The organism is Rahnella sp. PD4, assembly GCF_049199325.1.
Classification (GTDB): domain Bacteria; phylum Pseudomonadota; class Gammaproteobacteria; order Enterobacterales; family Enterobacteriaceae; genus Rahnella; species Rahnella perminowiae.
In genome coordinates this window covers 243412-267152 of record NZ_JBLZQF010000004.1, presented here as the reverse complement: position 1 = coordinate 267152, position 23741 = coordinate 243412, and the positions used below count along the sequence as shown (strand labels likewise).

General features: G+C 48.7%; 20 protein-coding genes and 1 pseudogene. 6 read left to right on the top strand and 15 right to left on the bottom strand.

Annotated elements, in window-relative coordinates:
* Window positions 1-143: 143 nt before the first annotated feature.
* Complete coding sequence (locus ACOZIO_RS13015; RefSeq protein ID WP_421595365.1) at window positions 144-839, bottom strand: DUF2931 family protein; 696 nt, start codon at window positions 837-839, stop codon at window positions 144-146.
* Complete coding sequence (locus tag ACOZIO_RS13010) at window positions 836-1153, bottom strand: hypothetical protein (RefSeq protein WP_238483185.1); 318 nt, start codon at window positions 1151-1153, stop codon at window positions 836-838. The genes ACOZIO_RS13015 and ACOZIO_RS13010 overlap by 4 nt, the downstream gene beginning before the upstream one ends.
* A gap of 141 nt (window positions 1154-1294) precedes the next feature.
* Between ACOZIO_RS13010 and ACOZIO_RS13005 the strand changes: the two are divergent.
* A pseudogene (locus ACOZIO_RS13005) lies at window positions 1295-1655 on the top strand (Tn3 family transposase); the annotation flags it as partial.
* A gap of 86 nt (window positions 1656-1741) precedes the next feature.
* On the opposite strand, the gene ACOZIO_RS13000 reads toward ACOZIO_RS13005, so the two are convergent.
* Window positions 1742-2098, bottom strand: a complete 357-nt coding sequence (locus ACOZIO_RS13000; RefSeq protein ID WP_013577757.1) for a helix-turn-helix domain-containing protein — start codon at window positions 2096-2098, stop codon at window positions 1742-1744.
* A gap of 418 nt (window positions 2099-2516) precedes the next feature.
* On the opposite strand from ACOZIO_RS13000, the gene ACOZIO_RS12995 reads away from it, so the two are divergent.
* The gene (locus ACOZIO_RS12995) at window positions 2517-3680 is read left to right on the top strand and encodes an efflux RND transporter periplasmic adaptor subunit (RefSeq protein WP_129953741.1); all 1164 of its coding nucleotides are present in this window, start codon (window positions 2517-2519) and stop codon (window positions 3678-3680) included.
* A gap of 16 nt (window positions 3681-3696) precedes the next feature.
* A complete protein-coding gene (locus ACOZIO_RS12990) occupies window positions 3697-6849 on the top strand; it encodes an efflux RND transporter permease subunit (RefSeq protein WP_129953545.1) in 3153 nt (1050 codons plus the stop codon).
* 99 nt (window positions 6850-6948) lie between these two features.
* Here the strand turns inward: ACOZIO_RS12990 and ACOZIO_RS12985 are convergent, their stop codons facing one another.
* The 4 genes from ACOZIO_RS12985 to ACOZIO_RS12970 all read right to left on the bottom strand — a co-directional run bounded on the left by ACOZIO_RS12985 (window position 6949) and on the right by ACOZIO_RS12970 (window position 10153).
* Window positions 6949-7434: an RrF2 family transcriptional regulator gene (locus ACOZIO_RS12985; protein WP_129953544.1), complete on the bottom strand. Its 486-nt coding sequence runs from the start codon at window positions 7432-7434 to the stop codon at window positions 6949-6951.
* A gap of 210 nt (window positions 7435-7644) precedes the next feature.
* On the bottom strand, window positions 7645-8778 hold the full coding sequence (gene ompC, locus ACOZIO_RS12980; RefSeq protein WP_129953543.1) for a porin OmpC: 1134 nt from the start codon (window positions 8776-8778) through the stop codon (window positions 7645-7647).
* A 614-nt stretch (window positions 8779-9392) separates the two neighbouring features.
* Window positions 9393-9581, bottom strand: a complete 189-nt coding sequence (locus ACOZIO_RS12975) for a hypothetical protein (RefSeq protein ID WP_129953542.1) — start codon at window positions 9579-9581, stop codon at window positions 9393-9395.
* Between the two features lie 158 nt (window positions 9582-9739).
* Window positions 9740-10153 (bottom strand): hypothetical protein, encoded by a 414-nt coding sequence (locus ACOZIO_RS12970; protein ID WP_129953541.1) that lies wholly within the window; start codon window positions 10151-10153, stop codon window positions 9740-9742.
* A 162-nt stretch (window positions 10154-10315) separates the two neighbouring features.
* Between ACOZIO_RS12970 and ACOZIO_RS12965 the strand changes: the two genes are divergently transcribed.
* The gene (locus tag ACOZIO_RS12965) at window positions 10316-11791 is read left to right on the top strand and encodes a glucosyltransferase domain-containing protein (protein WP_421595364.1); all 1476 of its coding nucleotides are present in this window, start codon (window positions 10316-10318) and stop codon (window positions 11789-11791) included.
* Between the two features lie 82 nt (window positions 11792-11873).
* Here the strand turns inward: ACOZIO_RS12965 and ACOZIO_RS12960 are convergent, their stop codons facing one another.
* Together ACOZIO_RS12960 and ACOZIO_RS12955 are read right to left on the bottom strand one after the other, a co-directional pair.
* Window positions 11874-12782, bottom strand: a complete 909-nt coding sequence (locus ACOZIO_RS12960; RefSeq protein ID WP_129953539.1) for a glycosyltransferase family 2 protein — start codon at window positions 12780-12782, stop codon at window positions 11874-11876.
* Entirely contained in the window at window positions 12779-13138 is a 360-nt protein-coding gene (locus ACOZIO_RS12955; RefSeq protein WP_129953538.1) for a GtrA family protein, read from the bottom strand. Before ACOZIO_RS12955 ends, ACOZIO_RS12960 begins: the two co-directional genes overlap by 4 nt.
* Window positions 13139-13444: 306 nt before the next feature.
* Between ACOZIO_RS12955 and ACOZIO_RS12950 the strand changes: the two genes are divergently transcribed.
* Entirely contained in the window at window positions 13445-14224 is a 780-nt protein-coding gene (locus tag ACOZIO_RS12950; protein ID WP_129953537.1) for a (S)-acetoin forming diacetyl reductase, read from the top strand.
* A gap of 64 nt (window positions 14225-14288) precedes the next feature.
* Here the strand turns inward: ACOZIO_RS12950 and ACOZIO_RS12945 are convergent, their stop codons facing one another.
* The 3 genes from ACOZIO_RS12945 to ACOZIO_RS12935 form a co-directional block, all read right to left on the bottom strand.
* Window positions 14289-15155: a helix-turn-helix domain-containing protein gene (locus ACOZIO_RS12945; protein WP_129953536.1), complete on the bottom strand. Its 867-nt coding sequence runs from the start codon at window positions 15153-15155 to the stop codon at window positions 14289-14291.
* Window positions 15156-15260: 105 nt separating this feature from the next.
* Window positions 15261-15878, bottom strand: coding sequence for a TetR family transcriptional regulator (locus ACOZIO_RS12940; protein ID WP_129991023.1), 618 nt, complete (start codon window positions 15876-15878; stop codon window positions 15261-15263).
* A gap of 167 nt (window positions 15879-16045) precedes the next feature.
* Window positions 16046-17644: a tannase/feruloyl esterase family alpha/beta hydrolase gene (locus tag ACOZIO_RS12935; RefSeq protein ID WP_129991024.1), complete on the bottom strand. Its 1599-nt coding sequence runs from the start codon at window positions 17642-17644 to the stop codon at window positions 16046-16048.
* A 335-nt stretch (window positions 17645-17979) separates the two neighbouring features.
* On the opposite strand from ACOZIO_RS12935, the gene ACOZIO_RS12930 reads away from it, so the two are divergent.
* The gene (locus ACOZIO_RS12930; RefSeq protein WP_129953533.1) at window positions 17980-18147 is read left to right on the top strand and encodes a YhfL family protein; all 168 of its coding nucleotides are present in this window, start codon (window positions 17980-17982) and stop codon (window positions 18145-18147) included.
* 272 nt (window positions 18148-18419) lie between these two features.
* Here ACOZIO_RS12930 and ovoA read toward each other — a convergent pair whose 3' ends face one another.
* From ovoA to ACOZIO_RS12915, 3 genes are all read right to left on the bottom strand, one after another.
* The gene (ovoA, locus tag ACOZIO_RS12925; protein WP_129953532.1) at window positions 18420-20561 is read right to left on the bottom strand and encodes a 5-histidylcysteine sulfoxide synthase; all 2142 of its coding nucleotides are present in this window, start codon (window positions 20559-20561) and stop codon (window positions 18420-18422) included.
* A gap of 143 nt (window positions 20562-20704) precedes the next feature.
* Window positions 20705-21829 carry a tyrosine-type recombinase/integrase gene (locus ACOZIO_RS12920; RefSeq protein ID WP_129991026.1) on the bottom strand — a complete coding sequence of 375 codons (1125 nt, stop codon included), beginning with the start codon at window positions 21827-21829 and terminating at the stop codon, window positions 20705-20707.
* Window positions 21830-22112: 283 nt separating this feature from the next.
* Window positions 22113-23660 carry a methyl-accepting chemotaxis protein gene (locus ACOZIO_RS12915; RefSeq protein WP_421595363.1) on the bottom strand — a complete coding sequence of 516 codons (1548 nt, stop codon included), beginning with the start codon at window positions 23658-23660 and terminating at the stop codon, window positions 22113-22115.
* Window positions 23661-23741 lie beyond the last annotated feature (81 nt).

Sequence of the window (23741 nt, the reverse complement as noted above, 5' to 3'; positions counted from 1 at the left end):
CCGGGCCAGCGGTACGCGAGATCCATTTGGAAAACGTAATCTCTTCTATAAAAAGGATTTTTTAAACAAAATTCTTACCCCAGAAATTTGGTCGTAAAAAAGGATCTCAAGAAGATCCTTTTAATTTTGCAGATCGTTAAACCCTACCAATCACCGTATGGATAGGTTTTCCCTTTGATAAAGTCCCGGATAAACGGGTCGTAGCCGTTACGCTCGGTGTAATTAAAATCAATCCTGCTGGGAACGTTCTTACATATCAAAATATTATCTCCCGTCAATGTGAACTCTCTGGCCGGGTGTTGGGGGACAACATGATTACCGTTGTCCTCAAGCCAGATCCGCACCGTACCTCCGGGAGCCAGACCAATAATCATATTATCCCGGTAATAAACCTGTCCCGGTTTGTAATTATCAGGATAAGCCGTTGTCATTTGCCGCCATGTTCCCCGATCAAACCAGATCTCCGTCTCATACGATTTTTTATCAATCACCGAGTCCCAGCACACTGACATCCTTACCGGCAGCGCCTTACTGATATTAAAGTTGGCAGAAAAACTGCCAACAACACGACTCCATGTGTCCACGCTGCTCTGGCTGGGTTCTGTCGGGTCAAGCCGCCTGAAGATGCTTTCCCGGATATCCCCGTCCTCCAGATACACCTGCGTCACCAGGGCGGGCAGATTTTTAGGGTGAAAAAAATTAAACTGCCAGTGATCGTAAGGCAGCTTTTTGCCCCACTGCTCTACGCCGTCCCCTAGCGGGGTGGTCACGTCGGCTCGCCTGTTGCGGCACCCCGTCAGTAACAGCAGTACCCCGATCGCAATATGTAATGTCCTCATCCGAACACCCTATCCAGTGCGTCCACATGGGCTTTTTGCTGTTCTTCATACTTCGCACACGCCTTTGCCCGCGCCTCATCCACCAGGTTTGCGCAGTGCGCGTAGGCCAGTCGCAGGTCGCTTGAATTATTTCGGTTGTTGCCCGTACCGTCAAAGAACACCCCCACTGTCAGCGTAATCCCCCTGACCGGCACCCTCCTGCACTGGATAACTTTTTCACTGCACAGAACATCGGTACGGTGCGTGTTGTCCCCGATAATTTCATACCGGTGATAGCCGGTGTCGCCCGGCGCTGTTTTCTCGTCTCTTGCCATAAGAAAGTCCCTTTAATCTGAAAGGTTAAATCCAGTCCATCATACCTTAACCTAAATCAGACTCTGTCAGCAGCAAATGGTCCCAAAGTTCTCCGGTGATTACAGAAAGTGATATGGGTGTCCGGTGACTTCAGTCTTTTCCTGCGTCGATGTGTACAGGCCGGATTGAATAACGACGAGGACTGAAATGCTCTTGTACGACAGGTCTTCATGCCCCGGTTGAGAGAAATTAGAGATTGCGGACTGGAGAAGCGGCGCTATTGTGTCAGTCGGCTGATGGTGCCGATTGAGGCGATCTTGTTATGGAATGTGGTATATAAGAAAAAGCGATTGATTCACTGAAGAGAAAGCTATTTATTTAATAAATAATGGGTTTCTCATGTCTCCCCGTTGGGGTGTGAACATATCAACCTGAGCGGAGATTACGTATGGCGTACCCGTTTTAAGCAGAGGGGCTGGGAAATACTGTTCGTTACGCTCAGTGGATAAAAGTCTGTATAAAACCAGGCTAAACGTAGGATATTTCAGTTTTCCCAGTGGGCCCCCTACACGCTCACGAGATAAACGCAGCGTAAGCAGAGATAAGAGTTAGTGCAGGCAGCCCTGGCATTCAGTTGCCAGATTAAGCCCGCGACGCCAGTCGCCCGGAGTCTGACCAAACTGTCGTTTGAAACTGCGGGTGAAGGACTGTTGTGAGTCGAAGCCCAGCGAAATCGCAACGCTGACGATAGGCTCGCCGCTGCTGGCCAGCATATCGGCAGATTTCTTCAGTTTTTTCTCACGAATGTATTCCCCCATCGGCAGGCCGGTGTGCTCTTTAAACATCCGCTGCAGATACCAGCGGGAATAACCAGCCCGCTTGGCGACCGTTTTAATATCCAGTCGTTCTTCCAGATTGTGATCGATCCACTCGATCAGGTCGTGAATGAAATCCTCGGTTCTCATGGCCAGTCTCCTGCTTTTTTTTTGTTTGCGCCCCCCGAGGGCGACTCGTCTTTTTATACGTTGACCCAGTTTTTGGTTAAATGCAAGTTTTACTATTGCATTTAATTGACGGTTACAGGATAGTCTCATTTCCCCAGGTAAACGTTCTGTAAAATAGCACATAAAGTGTAACAGTAATTCTTGCAGTTTAGTAAGCGCATCTCTACAATCCTCACGAATCAATTGTATCAGTATTTGATACATTATTGTGCTGATGAACGGCACAAGTCCCAAAAAAGTCGGTTCAGGCAAAGGACGTTACCCGGCGGACAGGCCGGTGTATTGCCTGGCAGCACTTACACACTGGAAATAAAAAATAATTATGAACCTGCAAAAATCACAGGTTGTTGTACGCGACCACGTCATTGGTACGCCTTTAATGTTGCGCCTTTCAGGGGTTGCGTTGATGGTTGCCCTGCTCGCCGGGTGTGACAACAGCGTGGCGCAAAATGCCGCACCGCCTGCTCCGCAGGTCAGCGTGGCAGATGTGTTAATTAAGCCAATCAGTCAGTGGGATGCCTTTAACGGGCGTGTGGAAGCGGTACAAAGTGTACAACTGCGGCCGCGCGTGTCCGGTTATATCGATAAAGTGAATTATCAGGAAGGCCAGGAAGTGAAAAAGGGTCAGGTACTGTTCACCATTGATGATCGTACTTACCGGGCTGCACAGGAACAGGCGCAGGCTGAACTGGTGCGCGCGCGCAATCAGGCCAGTCTGGCACGAAGTGAATCTGCACGAACAGAAGCGCTGATCGGGACGCTGGCCGTGTCGAAAGAAGTCGCGGAGCAACGTCGTTCGGCAGCGTCGCAGGCACAATCTGATGTCCTGGCTGCACAGGCACAGCTGGACATGGCCCAACTTAATCTTGATTTCACCCGTGTTACTTCCCCGATTGATGGCCGTGCCAGCCGTGCGATGATCACGACCGGTAATTTGGTGACAGCAGGTGACAGCGCGAGCGTACTGACCACGCTGGTGTCACTCGACACAGTCTATGTATATTTCGACGTTGATGAAGGGACTTTCCTGCGTTATCAGGCGCTGGCCCGCGAAGGGAAATTGAACGACAGCCCGCAAAATCGCTTGCCGGTGCATGTCGGGTTGGTCGGTGAAAACGGTTACCCGCATCAGGGTGTGGTTGATTTTACTGACAACCAGCTCAACTCCGGCACCGGCACCATCCGCATGCGTGCTCTGTTGGATAACCGTGACCGTACCTTTACGCCGGGATTGTTTGCCCGGGTTCAAATGCCGGGCAGCGCACAGTTCAATGCCATGCTGGTGGACGATAAAGCCATTCTTACCGACCAGGATCGTAAATTCGTTTATGTGGTTGATAAAGATGGCAAGGCACAGCGCCGTGATGTGGAAATTGGCCGCACATACGCAGGCTTACGTATCATACAGAAAGGCCTGGAAGCCGGTGACCGTGTGATCATCGACGGCGTACAGAAAGTGTTTATGCCGGGCATGCCGGTCAACGCCAAAACCGTCAGCATGGTGGCTAACACTGTCACGCCGGCCGCCCCTGCCGTTCAATAAAAGAGAATCCTGACTCATGGACTTTTCCCGCTTTTTCATCGACAGGCCGATTTTTGCGGCCGTTTTGTCGATTCTGATTTTAGTTACCGGGGCAATTGCTATCCCCTTGCTGCCTGTCAGTGAATACCCTAACGTGGTACCGCCAAGCGTTCAGGTTCGTGCTGAATATCCGGGCGCCAACCCGAAAGTGATTGCAGAAACCGTTGCGACGCCGCTGGAAGAAGCGATTAACGGCGTCGAAAATATGGTGTACATGAAATCCGTCGCCGGTTCTGACGGCGTGCTGGTGACAACGGTCACTTTCCGTCCGGGTACCGATCCGGATCAGGCTCAGGTTCAGGTGCAAAACCGGGTCGCGCAGGCTGAAGCACGTCTGCCGGAAGATGTCCGCCGTCAGGGTGTGACCACGCAGAAGCAGTCGCCAACGTTAACGCTGGTGGTGCATCTGGTATCACCTTCCGGCAAGTATGATTCGCTGTATCTGAGCAACTACGCCACGCTGAAGGTGAAAGATGAACTGGCGCGTTTGCCGGGTGTCGGGCAGATTCAGATTTTCGGTGCAGGCGAATATGCCATGCGCGTGTGGCTGGATCCGAACAAAGTTGCGGCCCGAGGTCTGACGGCTTCTGACATTGTGAAAGCCATGCAGGAACAGAACGTGCAGGTCTCTGCCGGTCAGTTGGGCGCTGAACCGATGCCGAAGGACAGTGACTATCTGCTTTCCATCAATGCACAGGGGCGTCTGAAAGATGAAGATGAGTTCGGCAAAATTATCCTGAAAAGCGGTGATAATGGCGAAATTGTCCGTCTGCGTGATGTGGCGCGTATTGAAATGGGGTCCGGTAGCTATGCCCTGCGATCGCAGCTTAATAATAAAGACGCAGTCGGGATTGGTATCTTCCAGTCTCCCGGAGCGAATGCGATTGATTTGTCAGATGCGGTACGAGCCAAAATGACTGAACTGGCAACCCGTTTCCCGGAAGGCATGACCTGGCGTGCGCCGTATGACCCGACGGTGTTTGTCCGGGATTCCATCAGTGCGGTGGTTCACACATTGCTGGAAGCCGTCGTGCTGGTCGTGCTGGTTGTTATCCTGTTCCTCCAAACCTGGCGTGCGTCGATCATTCCTCTGCTGGCGGTACCGATCTCAGTGATAGGGACATTCAGCATCCTGTATTTGCTCGGATTTTCACTCAATACGCTCAGCCTGTTCGGACTGGTGCTGGCGATAGGGATAGTCGTCGATGACGCCATTGTAGTGGTGGAAAACGTCGAGCGAAACATTGAGGAAGGACTTGCGCCAAGGGATGCTGCGCATCAGGCGATGCGGGAGGTGTCCGGGCCGATCGTGGCTATCGCACTGGTGCTGTGCGCGGTATTTGTGCCGATGGCGTTTCTGTCGGGGGTAACCGGTCAGTTCTACAAGCAGTTTGCGGTGACTATCGCTATTTCAACTGTGATTTCGGCCATCAACTCGCTGACATTGTCCCCTGCTCTTGCGGCATTGTTGCTGAAATCGCACGGTACGCCGAAAGACATGCCCTCGCGGCTCATCGACCGACTTTTTGGCTGGATTTTCCGACCGTTCAACCGGTTCTTTAATGCCAGTTCACATCGTTATCAGAATGCTGTGTCTAAAACGTTGGGACGTCGTGGCGCGGTATTTGTGGTCTACGTTCTGTTGTTATGCGCGGCTGCATTTATGTTCAAAGCTGTGCCGGGGGGCTTTATTCCGACGCAGGATAAACTGTACCTGATTGCAGGTGTGAAAATGCCGGAAGGTGCGTCATTATCCCGCACTGATGCGGTGATCCGCAAAATCAGCGCAATGGGTTTAAGTACCGATGGCGTCATTGATGCGGTGGCATTCCCCGGGTTGAACGCGCTGCAGTTCACCAATACGCCGAATACCGGCACGGTGTTCTTTGCGTTGAAACCGCTGAGTGAACGTACCCGTACGGCGGCGGAAATTAATGCGGAAATAAACGCCAAAATTTCGCAGATTCAGGAAGGGTTCGCGTTTTCCATTATGCCGCCGCCGATCCTCGGGTTAGGTCAGGGTTCAGGTTATTCCCTGTATGTGCAGGATCGCGCGGGGCTGGGTTATGGTGCATTGCAAACCGCGATTAACACCATGTCGGGCGCTATTATGCAGACGCCGGGAATGGGGTATCCGATTTCCTCCTATCAGGCTAACGTGCCGCAGCTCGACGCACATATTGACCGTGACAAAGCTAAGGCTCAGGGCGTATCACTTGATGAACTGTTCAGCACGTTGCAGGTCTATCTCGGCTCGTCTTATATCAATGATTTCAACCGATTCGGTCGTACATGGAAAGTAATGGCGCAGGCGGATGGACAGTTCCGTGACACCGTGGAAGACATTGCCAATCTGCGTACCCGTAACGATAAAGGTGAAATGGTACCCATCGGCAGTATGCTGAACATTACCACCACTTACGGCCCTGACCCGGTAATCCGCTATAACGGTTATCCGGCAGCAGATTTAATCGGTGATGCCGATCCGCGTGTGCTTTCTTCGACGCAGGCAATGACGGAGCTGACCGCAATGTCGAAAAACCTGTTACCGAATGGTATGAATATCGAATGGACTGATCTGAGCTATCAGCAGTCAACACAAGGTAATGCGGCGTTGATTGTATTCCCGATGTCCGTATTGCTGGCGTTCCTGGTACTTGCTGCACTGTATGAAAGCTGGACGCTGCCGCTGGCGGTGATCCTGATTGTGCCAATGACCATGCTATCGGCCTTGTTCGGTGTGTGGCTGACGGGGGGCGATAACAATGTGTTTGTTCAGGTCGGCCTGGTAGTGCTGATGGGGCTGGCATGTAAGAATGCGATTCTGATTGTTGAGTTCGCCCGTGAGCTTGAATTGCAAGGTAAAGGGATTATCGAATCCGCGCTTGAGGCATGTCGTCTGCGTCTGCGCCCTATCGTGATGACCTCGATTGCGTTTATCGCCGGGACTGTCCCGTTGATCCTCGGTCACGGTGCGGGTGCTGAAGTGCGAGGCGTTACCGGAATCACCGTATTTTCCGGCATGTTGGGAGTGACGTTGTTCGGTCTGTTCCTGACGCCTGTATTTTATGTCGCGCTGCGTAAGCTGGTGACGCGTAAGAAAGCGGTGCTGGAAACGCAAGTAGCATAACGCTCTTCAGATAACCACAATGCAAAAAGCCGGGAGAATATCCCGGCTTTTTTACAGGTTTTTTTTAAGCGCGATGTGCGCGGACTGGCTTATAGCACTCTATTTTGAGCAGAGAGAATCTTCGGCGTATTGCGAAGCCAGGTCTTTGGTACATTTGTACTTGCCACCGCGTTCGAACTCAGCCAGCGCATCAGCGACCGTATGACGGGCCAATACCTGAAATGATGCTTCTTCAGCTTCGCTGACGATATTTTTGAAATACGTGCACGCGTTGGCACTGACAACGCAGCGGGCGGGTACGTCCGGGCGGGCTGCCCACAGACGTTTATCTTCAATCACTGCGCAATAAATGTCACGAAGCGTGATTTCTTCCGCCGGGCGGCCAAGCGTGATCGAACCGGTACGGCCGAGAGTGGAAACGATGATGCCATGCTGCGTCAGCGGCACCATCAGTTTGCGGATAAAACTGGAGTTGGCTTCCAGACCCGTTGCTAAAATCGCACTGGTGCAGCGCTGGCCAGCCTTTTGGGACTGAGCGATACAAAACACCATCTGCATAGCTGTCGGAAAGCGATAATCTAACATGTCATTGTCCTGAGAAACCAAGTCTTAGGTAAAGCACCGTATCACAGAGGAATTGTCCCGTACGTGATCTGGTCAATAATATAACAAACACTGTTGCATTATTGAAGGCAGACACCTCCCAAAGGCACAGATAATCACGTTTTTGGGCACAAAAAAACCCATCCTAAGACGGGTTTTGTACTCAGAACATTCAATAAGAAGTTTCAGAAATTAGAACTGATAAACCAGACCAACCGCTACGATATCATCGGTAGAAATATTGTTGGTTTTATAGAAGTCATCATCATTGTCAAGCAGGTTGATTTTGTAATCAACGTAGGTAGACATGTTTTTGTTGAAGTAATAGCTGGTACCCACAGAAACATATTTAACTAAGTCATGATCGTTATCGGTACGGCTGGTATCTTCATTCAGATTCTTACCTTTGGATTGCAGGTAAGAAACTTCAGGACGCAGACCAAAATCGAATTGGTATTGTGCGGTAATTTCAAAGTTCTGAGTTTTATTTGCCACGCCGTCACTGCCATAAAGGGTCATGTTGCGGGTTTCAGAATACATGGTAGCCAGATAGACATTGTTTGCATCGTATTTCGCGCCCACTGTCCACACATCAGCTTTATCGCCATCAGCGTTTGTATAGGCAATTTGATCATTCGTACGATCAGAAGATGCATAGGCAGCCCCGGCCGTAATACCCATGCCGAAATCATAAGTGGTAGAAATACCGAAACCATCACCGTTCTGATGACGCACGTCACGACCATTGTTAGTGCCTTCACCAAACTGGAAATCTTCGCTGTTATTATCGCCATCATTTGCACCCTGGTATTGCAGTGCGAAATTCCAGCCTTTTACTTCGCCGAAGAAGTCAGTGTTGCGGTAAGTGGCAACCCCGTTGGTACGGCCAACCATAAAGTTATCAGGCGTGGTGTAAGTATCACCACCGAACTCTGGCAACATATCGGTCCATGCTTCAATATCATACACAACACCGTAGTTACGGCCGTAGTCGAATGAGCCGAAATCACCGAATTTCAGACCTGCAAAGCCCAGACGGGTTGCGTTGCCAGATGTACCGCTGCTCTCTGTATTGTTAGCCTGAATATTGTATTCCCACTGACCATATCCGGTCAGTTGGTCAGCAATCTGAGTTTCGCCTTTAAAACCCACACGCGCATAGGTCTGATCGCCATCTTTGCCTGCATCATCAGAGAAATAATGCAAACCATCCACTTTGCCGTACAGATCCAATTTATTGCCGTCTTTATTATAGACCTCAGCAGAATGCGCTGCGCCTGCAACCAGTAATGCCGGGATAATAAGTGCCAATGCTTTTAATTTCATGATGTCATTCCTTTATCATTTGATTGGATGTTTTAAATTATTATATATGTATTATCAATGAGTCAGACTCGTATTAATATTACCTACAGAGTTCCGCGGGTCAGTAGGTAAATTATCATTTTTAATTTTATTATTTATTGCTAGTTATTTCTGGAGGGGTAATTAATATATACCATGAATATAATAATGTAATTCATATGAAATTTATATTTATAAATGTCTTGTTGTTTGTGGTACTTTATTTTCCAGAGCTGTGGCATCATCACTGCAGCTTTATTTTTACCCTTCCTTGGTTTTACTTATATTTGTTTTTGATCGCCGTTCTGCCCCGGTTAACGGCGTTATTATATTGCCCCGCCTGACTGCGGGGTTTTTTTTGCATAAAAAAACCCATAACTGGCGAAAGTTATGGGCTCAACAAGTGAGAGAGAACTAAAATTTCTACGACGAGGTCAGAGAGACTTTCCACAACAACCTACATAACAGATGCCACGGTTGCATTTTCCGCAACGGAAACACCGGTTATGCAGGGTACAGCACATACAATCAGGAGAAGGTTTTGCTAATTGCACAGCTCGTTCCAATAGCTGAACCGTAATAAACGGATATACCGGTCAGGAGCGGCGAAACCAGGTCGGATCACTGTTCCCCACATCAATACCGTACAGACACCCTGTGGCGTGAAAGCTTTCCAGCAAGCGGTAGGTATCATGTGTCCTTTCCTCTGGTGGATTACTGACTTTGCGGCGCGTGATGCGTTGCCATAGCGAACGGTGCTCAGCAGTGTGTACAGTCGTTGACATACAGGCCTCCGGTTAATCGCAGCTTTCAAATCAAAGCCTTCTTTAACGTTGGTTTCAAAAACAGGGCATACAATGTCTGCCCCGGGAATGAACTCAGTTAACCTTTTATGGATCGCAAACTGAACCAACCATTTTTGCTTTCTATATGAAGTTTTGAACTATGACTCCCGTAACCACACTCCCTCACAGAACAACCTCGCGCATGCCTGACTATTTTGATGACGCAGCGCCGGTTCAGCCGGATCTTGCGCCAGTTGCACCAGCATGCCCGTAAAACACTGCGCCAGCACGCAAGCAGGAATATCACTGCGAAAAAGTTTGCTCTGCTGGTTATGGGCGAGATTTTCAGACATCAGGCTGACCAGTAAACGCTGTGTTTCCTGTGCCAGGGGCGGCAGCAAAAATACCTGTTGGGTCAGTTCGTTATTTTCTGCGAAAAAATTCAGTAGCTTACGAAAGCTGAGCGCCATCCGGTCCAGGACCTGATTTTCGGCCACGTCAGGTGCAATCTGTAATGAACGTACCAATGTGGTCAGGTGTTCACGGAAAACGCCGGGGTTTGTATCTGACATTTTTTTATCTTTCATATTCCTGATCTTCATGGGGAGTTGCGTGAAGGTAAAACCGAGAATGTGGTATCAAGCCCGATGATTCCAATGTATTTCAATTCAAACTTTTACTTGGAAACCAGAGCAGGTAGACTTTCAATATTCCGCAAAAACTCGGCTAAATAAATGAAGTCTTCTTTTCGCTCTCTGCTCGTTTGTACTGTTCTGTTTGTTCTGCCTTTGTTGCTAGCCAATATTTATTATATTGATGATAATGGTCGCGCTGCTTTGGGTTACACCAACTGGGGCCCTGATGGCAGGCCGCTGGCCGATATCATGATAAAAGCATTGTTCCTCAGTGCTCATATATCGGACATCTTCCCGCTGCCACTGATCCTGGGTGTTCTCATCATCAGCGCAAGCCTCACACAATTTGCGCGCCATTTTTTACCTGATCGCCCACTCAGTACAATTTTACTGGTCACGTTAACCTTTTTCTGCAATCCCTATCTGGCGGAAATTTTTTCCTATCGCTTTGATGTGCTGACCTTAAGCGCCGCACTGGGTCTCAGCCTGCTTTACTGTTGCTGGACAGATCACGGTAAAACATGGATTCGCTTTGTCACCGGCACCGCGATCATAGTGGCGATTTATTGTCTCTATCAGACGGTAATTAACATTTTAGTCATCATGGTTATTGCGGCGTTCTTCCGCCAGATGGAGAGACAACTCTCACCTGGGTTGATCCTGATAACCTTATGTCGTCGGTTCGGTGAACTGATGGCCGGTACAATTATCTACCTGAAGCTGATTTTGCCCTCAACATTTTCAGGTAAAAGTGAAGTCAATCATCCTGTATTGGCGACAGACAATCTTCTCACGACAATTATTAATAACCTGCACAGTTACAGCCAATTTATCAATGATACGTTGGTGAAACATCAGGGCGGTATGCGTTTCCTGATGCTGATCCTCGCCGTTGCGGTTATTGCGGGTCTAACAATTACTGTTCGCTATCTGCGTCAACATCATGGGGCGGTGACATTGTTACTTTGCTTCGCGGCGGTTGTTGCGCCATTTATTGCAGTTTTCATGATCCCCGGCAGTTTGCTGCTATTGCAAAATGCCTTACTGACTCCACGTTCCCTGGTCGGTTTAAGTGGATTTATGCTGCTGAGTGCCTGGTTATTGACGATGGCATTGCCAAAGCGGCTTAAGCCACTGACCTGGCTATTAATGATACCGGTAATTCAATCACTGGTGTTTTTTTATGCTTATGGTAATGCCTTGCGCGAGCAGGCTAAATTTAATGATAATCTCGTGCAGCGGATAAAATCGGATACTCATGAGCTGGATTATAACTCTGTATATTTTATTTACAGCGGAACGCCTCCGCATTCTCCTGTTTATGAAAACTCACTGAGCAATTATCCTGTGCTGGCGGTACTGGTACCTGATTATTTCAGTAACTGGTATTGGCCTGTGGGGAATATGACGATGAACGGATTGCAACAACGCTGGGCTTCGCCTGCAACGGGAGTGAATGTCAACATTGCACATTATGTCTGTCAGACAAATCCTTATGCCAGCAACCAGGATTATAAAATGTGGAAAGAAGACAGCGTAGTTGTTATTGATTTTAACCGGACACGCTGTCAGTAAACATATAAAATCACCCCAGGTTAAGTGAGTTTAGCCTGGGGTTATCTCTACTTCAGCGGTCAAGAGTGAAGCATTTTTATGATTAATCTGATTTAATAATGTACCGTGGTCTTCTTTTGGATTCGATATAAATCCTGCCTATATACTCACCCAGCACACCAATTCCAATTAACTGAATCCCTCCAAGGAAGAGTATCGATACTAATATTGAAGGATAACCTGCAACAGGATTTCCCCAGATAAGTTTATCGACAATCATCCATACCCCGTACAAAAAAGACAGCATGGCCACAAAAAATCCAATGTATGTCCAGATCCGTAAAGGGACGGTTGAGAAACTCGTCACACCTTCGAGAGCCAGATTCCATAGCTTCCAGCCATTGAACTTCGTTTTGCCTGCCGCGCGTACCGGACGGGTGTACTCCACTACAGCAACTTCACCACTGACCCAGCTAAGAATACCTTTCATAAAAAGGTTTCTTTCTTGCAGGAGCTTCAGGTTTTCGACTGTCTCGCGCGAAAGGAGTCTGAAATCTCCTACGTTTTCTTCTATTTTAGGCGAGCTGATTTTATTGTGGAGACTGTAAAAACATGCTGCTGTTTTGCGTTTGAACTGGCTGTCAGTACTTCTGTCTCTGCGTTTAGCTAATACCACCTGCGAGCCTTCACGCCATTTATTAATCATCAGCGGGATAACTTCAATAGGATCCTGCAGATCAACGTCTATCGGAATAACCGCGTCACCCGTCGCATGTTCCAGCCCTGCCAGCAGAGCGGGTTCTTTACCAAAATTGCGGATAAAACTGATCGCTTTGACTGACGGATCCGTAACGGACAGAGAATGAATAACGTGCTCGGTGGCGTCTGTACTGCCGTCATTAATAAAGATAATTTCGAGATTATATTCAGATAGCGTCGTCTTTACGGCATGATAAAAAATGGGAATTGCTTCTTCTTCATTGAAGACGGGAACAACCAATGAGATTTTCACTTTTTAACCCTGAAAACAATATAATGTGAGTAGATAAAACCAGAGATCAAACTGACGAGGGAAAATACAATCAGCGTTACGACCGGGCTTGTATGCGTCTTATCGGCTGTCCAGCCGATAAGAGCCGCCACAGTGCCCATAAACAAAACATAAAACATATAACGCCGGGTTGTCGCTTCAGCTTTGAATGTCCATCGTGCATTAACAAAAAATGAGAAGGTCACTGCAACTGCGAAAGCCAGAATATTAGCCAGCGATTGCCGGGTTCCGCAGGCGTACAAACCTGCAAACACCAGCCAATGTATCAGCGTATTAATCACACCCACCGATGAGTATCTTGTGAATAGCTTCAGCATAATGAATAACCGGGGAAACTCTCTGCAGATTTTAAAAGGTTAACCAGACGGCCACTTTAACAGCCGCAAAGTGAGATAGAAAGCCGGAATAATACAATATCCCTGCAACTGCTTGTGCCCAGCTGCAGTCTTATCATCCGCCCTTTCCTCGTGAGTGAGAAAAAGTTAATGACCGTGGCTAACAATTGCACATTGAGCGTCGCAGGCGTAAACCAGTGGATAGCTCACGTAACGGCACCGGGTCGGGTAGACCGTGTCTTACGCGCAGCACCTGAAGAAGATACCGAATACATAGAGGATAGTCGTATGTCTAAAAATGGAAAAGTGGCTTTAGTTACAGGTGGCGGTCAGGGGATCGGCCGCGCGATTGCACTGCGTCTGGCGAAGGATGGCTTTGCTGTGGCTGTGGTGGATTTCAACGGGGAGACTGCACAAAAAGTCGCTGAAGAAATTAATCATGCCGGTGGTAAAGCGATTGCACAGCTGGCGGATGTGTCTGACCGGGAACAGGTTTTTGCTGCCGTAGAAGCAGCCACCAAACAACTCGGTGGGTTTGACGTCATTGTGAATAATGCCGGTATTGCGCCGACAACACTGATTGAAGACATCACACCTGAAATTGTTGATAAAGTTTATAATATCAATGTGAAAGGTGTCATCTGGGGTATTCAGGCCGCGGTTAAAGCATTCAAATCACTCGGACATGGCGGCAAAATTATTAATGCGTCATCACAAGCCGGGCATGTGGGTAACCCTGAACTTGCCGTCTACAGTTCGAGTAAATTTGCGGTTCGCGGGCTGACACAAACGGCAGCACGCGATCTGGCCTCGCTGGGTATTACTGTCAATGCCTTCTGCCCGGGGATTGTGAAAACACCGATGTGGGAAGAAATAGATCGTCAGGTGTCTGCAGCAGCTGGAAAACCGGTGGGCTATGGTACCCAGGAATTCGCTAAGAATATTACACTGAAACGCCTTTCTGAGCCGGAAGATGTTGCGGCTTGCGTTGCTTACCTCGCCGGGCCAGATTCCGATTATATGACCGGTCAGGCGCTGCTGATTGATGGCGGTATGGTGTTTAACTGATCTGCTTTTCTGTCTGTCAGGCCTCTCCTGATGAGAGGCCTTTTTGTTTCTGTTTGCTGGCCGTTCAATGCCTGGCCAGCGGAATATAGTATTCGCAGGTTACGCCTTTGAGAGCAGACTCACGCGAGTATTTTTCCAGGTCCGGCTGCATAATAAATTCCAGACCCAGAGTTGGCAGAAAAACGGAATACAGATACAGAATAAAATCATTCAGCCGGTTAAGATCGTACGGATAGTTGATCTTCAGATAACGACTGGCCGGAACCAGGATGTTATGGCTGTCACGGGGTTGCACCTGATGCGCCACGGTATAATCCATCTGCAACGCATTCGCCACTTCATCATTTGTATCTGGCCGGCAGTCCGACAACCCCCAGACCGGCGCCAGCAGTGATTCCGGTGTTTCCAGATAACGCAACAACTGCGCGCGGTGAACGTGATTCTTACTGTTGAATAAGGCCTCAATGGGGTAAGAATGTGAGACTGTTTCCCCTTCAAACGCCATCTCCGGCAGTTCAACGATTTCATATTCCGGTTGCGGAAACTCATCGACAGTCAGCGGCGCGGTGATCCCGTTCATGGTCCATGATGCGTTGCGGCGATACGTACCGGGAGTTTCGGCGAAGTTCTTTTTGAATGAACGCGTGAAGGTTTGCTGCGAATCGTAAGAGTAATACAACGAAATATCGAGGATGGGCATATTAGTCAGACGCAACGCGATAGCGGCCATCGTCAGACGACGGTCACGGATGTATTTACCCAGTGCGTAACCCGTTTTACTTTTAAACAAACGCTGAAGATACCACGGTGAATAGCCGGTTTTTTTCGAGGCTTTTTCCATGGTCAGACGATCACTTAAGTTGACTTCGATCCAGTAGAGTAGCTCTTTGATCAAATCATCATGAAAATCAGGTTTTTGTTCGCTCTGCAAAATGAACTCCCTGTGCTGCTATAAAGTCGCATCATTATCAATGCGCGACAGATTTTGAAATCACCTTTATTACGACGAGAACATCCGCGCTGTGGCTAACGTGTTTTAAACATCAGACGTTTCCTTACGGTCGGGTTCCCGGGCATACAGCTCATTTTCGATGGCACGGTTCAAATTGTATTCGGCACAGTCTGCGGTTAGCCCGAGGGTTTCGAGACGTGACATGGCATCCATGCTGCTGCTCAGGCCAATCAGTCGCCAGGAGATGTGCTCAGGAGATTCTCCTTCAACAAACTGCCCTTTTTGCCTGCCCAGGGTGATAGCGTTGGAAACCAGTTCATGCCAGTCAGCAACTGACACGGCAAATGCCGCTTTCATCCGCGGCTCCTGTTCAGTCAGGAGCATCGCTTCGTGCCAGAGCGGGATCGCGTTGAGCAACGCGTCGCCATGCGGGCCAACCAATAGAAGATTGAGCTGCTCACGGGCAGTGAGCGTGATTGATTTTTCCAGTAACTGGTCTTTAAGGACTTTCATCACCTGCGTATAAGCCTGCGCACGTAGTTCAGCCGCACTGGAAAAATGATGATGTACCTGACCTGTTGCAACGCCGGCTTCCTGTGCGACCCGACGGACGGTTGTCGCAGCCAGACCTTCACGACGGGCAATTCGGGCGGCGGCTTCCAGAAGGGTGGTTCTGCGTGCTTCTTTACAAAGATATGCCACTAAAAATCCGGAGCAGGATAAACAGAGGAGGATAATGCCAAGACTTGAACGGATGTTCAAGATTTTTTGAGAACGTTCATTCACCTGTGAATTCATATAGGTAAATGCCTTGCAATCTCATGTAAATGTGTACCCGCCGAATCGGGAAAAACTTAGGACGGGGAGTATTATCGGCTGGCACAGGTAAAACTGGAGGCCACTTTCGGATCACCCTTCCCGTTGTATCGCGGAAACAACGGATAATCACATAAAGGCATTTCGCGTCCTGCAGTCGCTTTGTTTGTATCAGTCATCACTTGCTGGCCCGGATCGATCCCATGTACGACCCATTTATCCAGTGTCCCCAGAGAATCCCAGCTTACCCGATAAGTGCCGCTGCTGTGGGTGAAACCGGGGGCCAGGTAAAAGCGGGCAAACCGGTGAAGTTCTTGCTCACCAAATTCAGCTTTCAGTTTTTCGTAATATGCCACGGTGTTTCCCGGCGGAACGGCCATATCCGCCGTGCCATGCATCAGTAACAGTTTTCCTCCGTGCTGCACAAAAGCGTGAATGTCGGCACTATCATTATCGATTTGTACTGCCAGTTCTTTCAGCCGTGTCTCGTGAGCTGCGGGATCAAAGCGGAGAGAATCGTAACTGGCATCACGCATCACTTCGTAGCGTACGGCCTGATCACCCATCATATAAGGAAAGGAAATAATGATATTGCTGGCTTCTGGTTTTGGCCTGTTGGCACCGGAGCCAAAAACACTGACCAATGCGGATGCATCTGCACCGCGCAAAATGGGCCATGGGGCGAAATGATCACCCGTCAGCAGACTGACACCTAAAGGAACCGGTTTATCAAGCATCCGGACCAGCGCGATTTGCGGGTCTGAAAGACAGCTGGCACCCACATCTTTTCCTTCCGGGCAGCGCAGATGTGCCAGTTTAAAGGTGGTACTGCAGGCATCCGGATCCGCGACCACACCATCAGCCAGACCATCGAGTTTGTCGCAAGCGCCGGTAACGGCATTGGCAATCAGCGCGGCTTTTGCTGGCGAAATCCATGCGCCCGGCGTGTTGTAGATTGCCTTTCCGATGCTGATCCCGGCCAGATGCAGTTCAACGACGTTATAAACGGGATGAATGGCAATCGCACCGTCGTAGTCGAGCGGGAAGCGTTGGATCGCGGCAAGCGCTTCGTGGCCACCTTGTGAATTACCCTGGAAGTACATGCGATCCGGCTTACGACCATAAGCTTGTCGGATTAAGGCCACGGCCACGTCGTGTGTTTTCTTGATTTGCGCACCGGCAAAGTTATCCCAGGCTTCCTGATTAAGGGTAAAGGAAGCATCGGACACCCCGCCCTGATGGCCGGAATCACTGGCAAACGTGGCATAACCTTGTTTTATTGCTCCGGGTGTGGCTGCCGGGGCAAGGCGTGCTGTGTCAGCGTCTTTAATCGCGCCGTCAAAACCACTCCCCCCCAATTGCAGGGCTTTACCGTTCCAGTCAAGCGGCAGATAAAGCTCAAAATTAATATCGGGAGCATCAGTATCGACAGGCTCTATCTGCCCTTCAACTTTGCAATGCTGATTACCCGGATGGCCTGCCATCGCCACGGTGGTAACCCGCGCTCCTCTTGTCGGAAGTCCGATTGCAGCTGCACTGATATGCACATTTTTTAAGGCGACGCACTGTGCCTGAATGAGGCTTTTGTCAGGAGCAGATAAAACAGTGGCGGTGAACAGTACAAGCGGGCAGAGACAAAGAGAAGCTTTCATCAAAGAACGTTCATTCCGGCGGCTAAGTAAGGACAGTTTGTCATTAAATGACCCGTGAAAAAAGTCTTTTGAGTTCAGGGCATTTTGAAAAAGTTCATAAGGGATATTAATTATATATGTGATGAATATTAAATCCTTATAAAATTATTAATATCATTAAATTCATAAACATATTAATAATGAATGCCTCGGAGAGGATCGAAAATTAAATATTACCTCACGTAAAATCACTGGTATTTATTTGCCTGTTGCGGTGGTTAAGCGTATATTCGCGCTTGCCTGAATTTCAAATGACGGCTTATACACATAATTATCTATTTTAAAAAGGAATTTATATGAAAAATTTATTTAAACTGACACTTCTTGCTGCGGTGGTTGCAACGCTTTCCGGCTGTACGGGTAGTGTTTTTAACAAAGAAAAAAACTGTGATTATACTTATTTACTGCACCCTGCCATTTCAATTTCTAAAATGATCGGTGGTTGTGGCCCTGCAGAGAAATAAGTTTTCAGCTTTGCCATGCCGGACCTTCGTGTCCGGCATCTGTCATGGGTATTCGTGGTCTTTAACGGCACTCCCCTTTTGTTACTGTCATTTTAAAATACAATGGCATTCATTTTAGTTACAACATACATTTGCTTGAAATAACTTAAACAACGATAACTTAAACCTCAGTGTTTATCGCATTCAGGCAGAAAAAAGCGTCTTCACACGCAATCAGAAGATAAAAAAAACGGCCGCCGGAGCGACCGTTAATCGTTTGCAGAAATTCCTATTTACCGCTTACGCCACAGCGTCAGTTCCGCCACAGTATGCTGGAATTTCCTTGCCGTTTCACGGATCACAAACGGAACATCTGTTGGTGTCCGAACCTCTTCAAACTCGCGCGCCAGTAAACGTTTCAGTGCCTGATGGGTCGTAACGGCTTCACCATTTTCGCGGAACCCGCCCAGCCAGTGCTCTTTCGGGGTGAACTCTTCAAGCCAGGTATAAGGTGAAGAAAGCATGAGCAGACCACCAGAACGGATCATCGGTGTAATACCGGTCAGAAAACGTGCTGGCTCACGCAAACGATCAAGCAAATTAGCAGCCAAAACGAGATCGTATAACTCCGTCTGTGGCTTCAGGTTACAGGCATCACCCTGTACAAAAGTCACCCGCTGCGTAAGCTCTGCTGACAGATTCACATCGGCGAGCGAAGCCTGACAATATTCCACCAGTTCGCCCTCCTCCGGCATGACATACCGACGGGTTTCACCACGTGCCAGTGACAGAGCAACATCAATAAAACGTGCTGAATAATCCATCCCGACCACAGAGTCGAAATAACGCGCCAGTTCGAAACTCGCACGACCCGTAGCACACCCTATATCTAACGCCCTGCCATGGTTAACAGTATTTTTAACCGCAATATCAGCCAGTTGCTCAGCATAATTCATTACATCAAAATGACGCGGACCATATTGAAAATCAAGGTACTGTGCCACCAGTCCGTCAGTTTCGTACGGATTTACTTTCACCACTTCCTGATGGCTGGAAATGACATAGCGGAAACCAGCATGCTGGAAAAAGTGACGACGGAAAGCATAACGTGAAGATTTCAGCGCCTCATTGCCGGTTGAAATCCAGCTTCCGCCTTTGATCATGGAATGTTTACCATCGAATGTTGGCGTCGAAAAATCATCATATAAAGGGTGTACACGGAAACCATCAAAACCACTGATCGGCGTGGACGACCATTGCCAGACATTGCCTACCACATCATAAAAATCACCCTGAGCAAAATGATCCACCGGACAGGATGATGCCCACCCTGCGAGATTAATATTTCCTGGCGCTGTTTTCCACCCGGGCTGATCGCCTTCCACCTGATTGCGCAGAATCATCCATTCAGCTTCGCTCGGTAACTGAACTGATTCGCCGGTTTGGACAGCTTTCCAGCGACAAAATGCCGCGGCTTCGAGTTGATTTACTTCCGCCGGCCAGTCCCACGGCATCGGCACTTCTTCCGTCATCAGACGTAATTTCAGTTGCTCCGGTTCAAGAGGCGAACCCACCCAAAAAGTGGGCATTTCCGCCCGTGTGAAATTTCGCCAGCCTGCCCCTTCTTCGTCCCACCACTGTGCATCGCCATAGCCACCGGCCTGTACAAAGGTATAAAATTCCGCGTTACTGACCAGCATCCGACTGGCCCTAAATGCCTGAATCTTCTGTTCAGATGTGCCGTATTCGTTATCCCATCCGTAGGTATCATCACGCTTACCCAAAGTGACAATGTCACCTTTAACGGCCAGCATTGTATTCACGGGTACAGTGTTGCGGTCATGGCGGGCGATTTCGCACACGGGCCAGTGAGGTTGAGGCTTAACCCATTGCACCGGTAACTGACGGATCAGTACGCTGGACGTTTCAAGATGAATACGTTCATGTTCGATACCCATCAGGATCACCCAGGCAGGACTGTCCCAGCCGATGGGTAAACTCAGCGCCATAGTGTCAATTATACCGAGCACTTCTTCCCGTACTTTGTCGCGATATTGGCGCAAATTGGCGACCGATGGCCAGTTGTAGTTTTGATCATCAAGATCATCCCAACTCATTTCATCTACGCCAATCGCGAGCATAGCTTCGATATGGGAGTCAATACGTTGAGGGATCAGCCCGGCAGCCATCAATTTATTGATATAGAAAGTCGCGGTATGACCAAAATAAAAGATCAGCGGATGACGAAGCGAAATAGCCTTACTGAAATATGCTCGCTCATCAGCGAGGCAATCAAACAGGCTCTCGTACAACTCCCAGGTGCGAAGAAAATATTCACGTATTTCCTGCCGTTTTTCTTCCGCTGTACCGGTGCTCAATAAAATAGTCTGCGTCGGTTCTGGCAGCCCGATAGCCTTGTTTTGTTTGGAAAGCATTCTTAGTCCTCTGTCTTCTTGGGTTGCCAAGTCAATACCAATTGTAGCAGGTCACATCTCTGGCTTATCCCGGCCTGGTTCTTACCGGTTTATATTCTTCATCGTCAGCTATCAACATAACCTTTAAATCGGGCCGACGCTTGCTATCTCTCCATAAACAGCAGCGAACTTTCACAAACATGCAGTGATTCGCCCTCAAAATTATGCCGTAAATTATAGTAATCGGGTGCGTCAATGATGCCCTGAATATTGTCAGAAAATGCTTCCAGCGCCTGCTTCATCTGTGGCAGATAATCGTGCGTGTCATAAACACGGTCGATACCCTCCAGTGAATGATTCATGATTTTACGCGCAACATCGTTCGGGACATTCAGGGACGATAATTTGGAACGCGCCGTCCGGCGCAAATCACGGGTGGTAAAAGCTTCTATTCCCAGGCCACGTTCCGCGCGCAACAGACGGCGTATCACCTGTGTCACTGCGCCGCGTGATAAGGGCTTTTGCGCATCAAGCGGCGATGGCACCAGCCAGGGACTGCCTTCCGGACTGGACGACAAAAGAGCATTGATGCAGGTGATCATTAATGTCGTCAGCGGCAGACTATGGTCACGAGCCGATTTATTGCGCGTACCCTGCCGCCAGATACCAATTTGCAAATGGAACTCGTCTTTCCTGGCACGCACCACTTCATCTGGCCGCCGTGCTGTCAGCAGGCAAAACCTCAATGCCCAGCGACATTGTTCAGAAATGTCACATAAATCCAGACTATGCCAGAAAATCCAGATTTCGGCATCGGTTAACGTCCGCTCACGTGGCGGGGTATTGCGGCCGCCAACATCACGCCGTTTCATGGAACTTAGCGGTGAATGAACCAGATATCCCTGCGTTTCAGCCCAGCCAAAAAATTGCTTACAGAGGGCGAATACACGCTTTGCTTCCGAAATTTTCCCGTCCGCCAACAAGACATTAAACAAACGATTCAGTCGTAAACGGGTGATTTTATTCAAAGGTACTTCACCGATCACCGGCAGTACGTGTTTCATGAGGGATGAAACCGCAATTTCTGGCCGACGTCGCGTCAGGATCAGCGAAAGCCGGATCCAAACATTAATCACCTGTCTGACCGTCGCATTGCCCTCTTCATCAAAATCATCCAGTTTTGCAAGCGGTGTCATTTTTACATTTTGCAGATAAGCCAAAACATGCTGGCCGACATTTTCAGCAGCAAAATCTCTTTCAACTGAAGCCACGGATTTAATCTTACTCATCTGCACTAAAGCACCTTAAAAATCACAGGCCGGAGTTATATCAAGTCTGAGGATCGCAGGCAAAAGGTTTGTGACTCCAGACCTATTAAGTCTGGAGTCATTAAGATGATGAATAAAGAAAAATAATGAGTCTGTGAAGGGATTTATGGTGAACATATAAAGATCTGCGTTGTTCATAAAACCTACAAAAAGGGCGCATAAAGTCCGCACTCCCCGTGTGATCAAATACAGGCGGCTAATCACCGCCTTTATCTTAATCACTTATGTCATTACAACGGTAGGGCTACACCGTTGCCAGTCTGAATGTGGCGACTGAGCGGGTCAGATGAAGAACCTGTTCTTCCAGCGAGGCCGCTGCTGCCGCTGATTCCTGAACCAGGGCCGCATTTTGTTGTGTCACGCCATCGATTTCTGTCACCGCCTGTTCAATCTGGCTGATGCCACGGCTTTGTTCATCTGAAGCTGTCGAAATATGTTCCATCAATACATTAATCTGAGTGACAGAGGAAATGATCGCAGAGATGGAGTCACCGGTACGTGAGACCTGATCCGAGCCTTCACGGATATTTACCACTGATTCAGAAATCAGGCTTTCGATTTCTTTTGCTGCCACGGCACTGCGCTGTGCCAGGCTGCGCACTTCGCTGGCCACCACGGCAAATCCGCGGCCCTGCTCACCCGCACGCGCTGCTTCAACTGCGGCATTAAGCGCCAGAATATTCGTCTGGAAAGCAATACTGTTGATCACCCCGGTGATATCTTCGATTTTTTTCGAGCTGCTGTTAATACGCCCCATCGTACCAATTACGTCCTGGGCAACTTTCTCGCCCGCACGTGCATTTTGAACCGCTTCACGTGTCAGACTGCTTGCACGGGAGACATTTTCGGTATTTTGTTTTACCGTCGCGCCAAGTTCTTCCATGCTTGCGGCTGTTTGTGTCAGTGCGGCGGCCTGTTGTTCCGTACGGGAAGCCAGATCAATATTACCTGCAGAGATTTCCTGGGATGCATGCGCCACGGTATGGCTGGTGTCACGGACCTGTCCGATAATCCGGGTCAGTGACTGACGCATATACTCTATCGACTGCATCAGTTCTTCAATTTCACTGCGGGATTGTGCTTTGACAGGTACCGGCGTATCGAGATGACCTTCGGCAATCTGACGGCAGTGATCGCGGGAACTTAGCAGTGGCATCAAAACAAAACGCTTCAGTAACACCAGTACACTGATAATGATGATCAGAAATAGTAAACCAAAACCGATCGTCAGCCCGATACCAAATTTGAAATGACTTTGTGCATCGCTGTTAAGATTTTTGGCGTACTGTTCATGCAGGGCCAATACTTTATCCAGTACGATTTCATACTGACGATCGAGTTTCACTACAGCCGGGATGTGGGCTTTAAACGCTACCTGATCACCGGCCTTAGCCGCATCAATTAATGGCTGGATACCATTCTGGCGATAATTTTGGTAAGTGCTGCGGTATTCATCGGCAAGCCTGCTTTCACCAGACAATTTTGGTGCGTCAAGATACGCCTGAAAGGCCGCATCGGCTTTACCGATAACTTCAGTGACCCCGTCCAGAGCAGAGTTTGACTGCTGGCCGTCGCCATTTTCAATTTCTTTCATATATTCCATTACGCGAACGCGTGAGGTCCGGCTGTGGTTAATGGGGTCAATAATAGAAAGCACTACACGGATCTCCTTGTTCACATCATCCAGTGAATGGTTACTCTGGGTGAGCAGCCAAACATTCGACAATATACTGGTGAAAAAGAGGGCGAAAAGAACCACAAGAACGAGCAAGGACGACTTTTTAAGCGACATCGGGAGATTCTCAAAACGAAGCAGGAGTCTGTTTATCGGCATTTCTGCCCAAATGTTTAATATTTCCCGCGCCCTATCTGC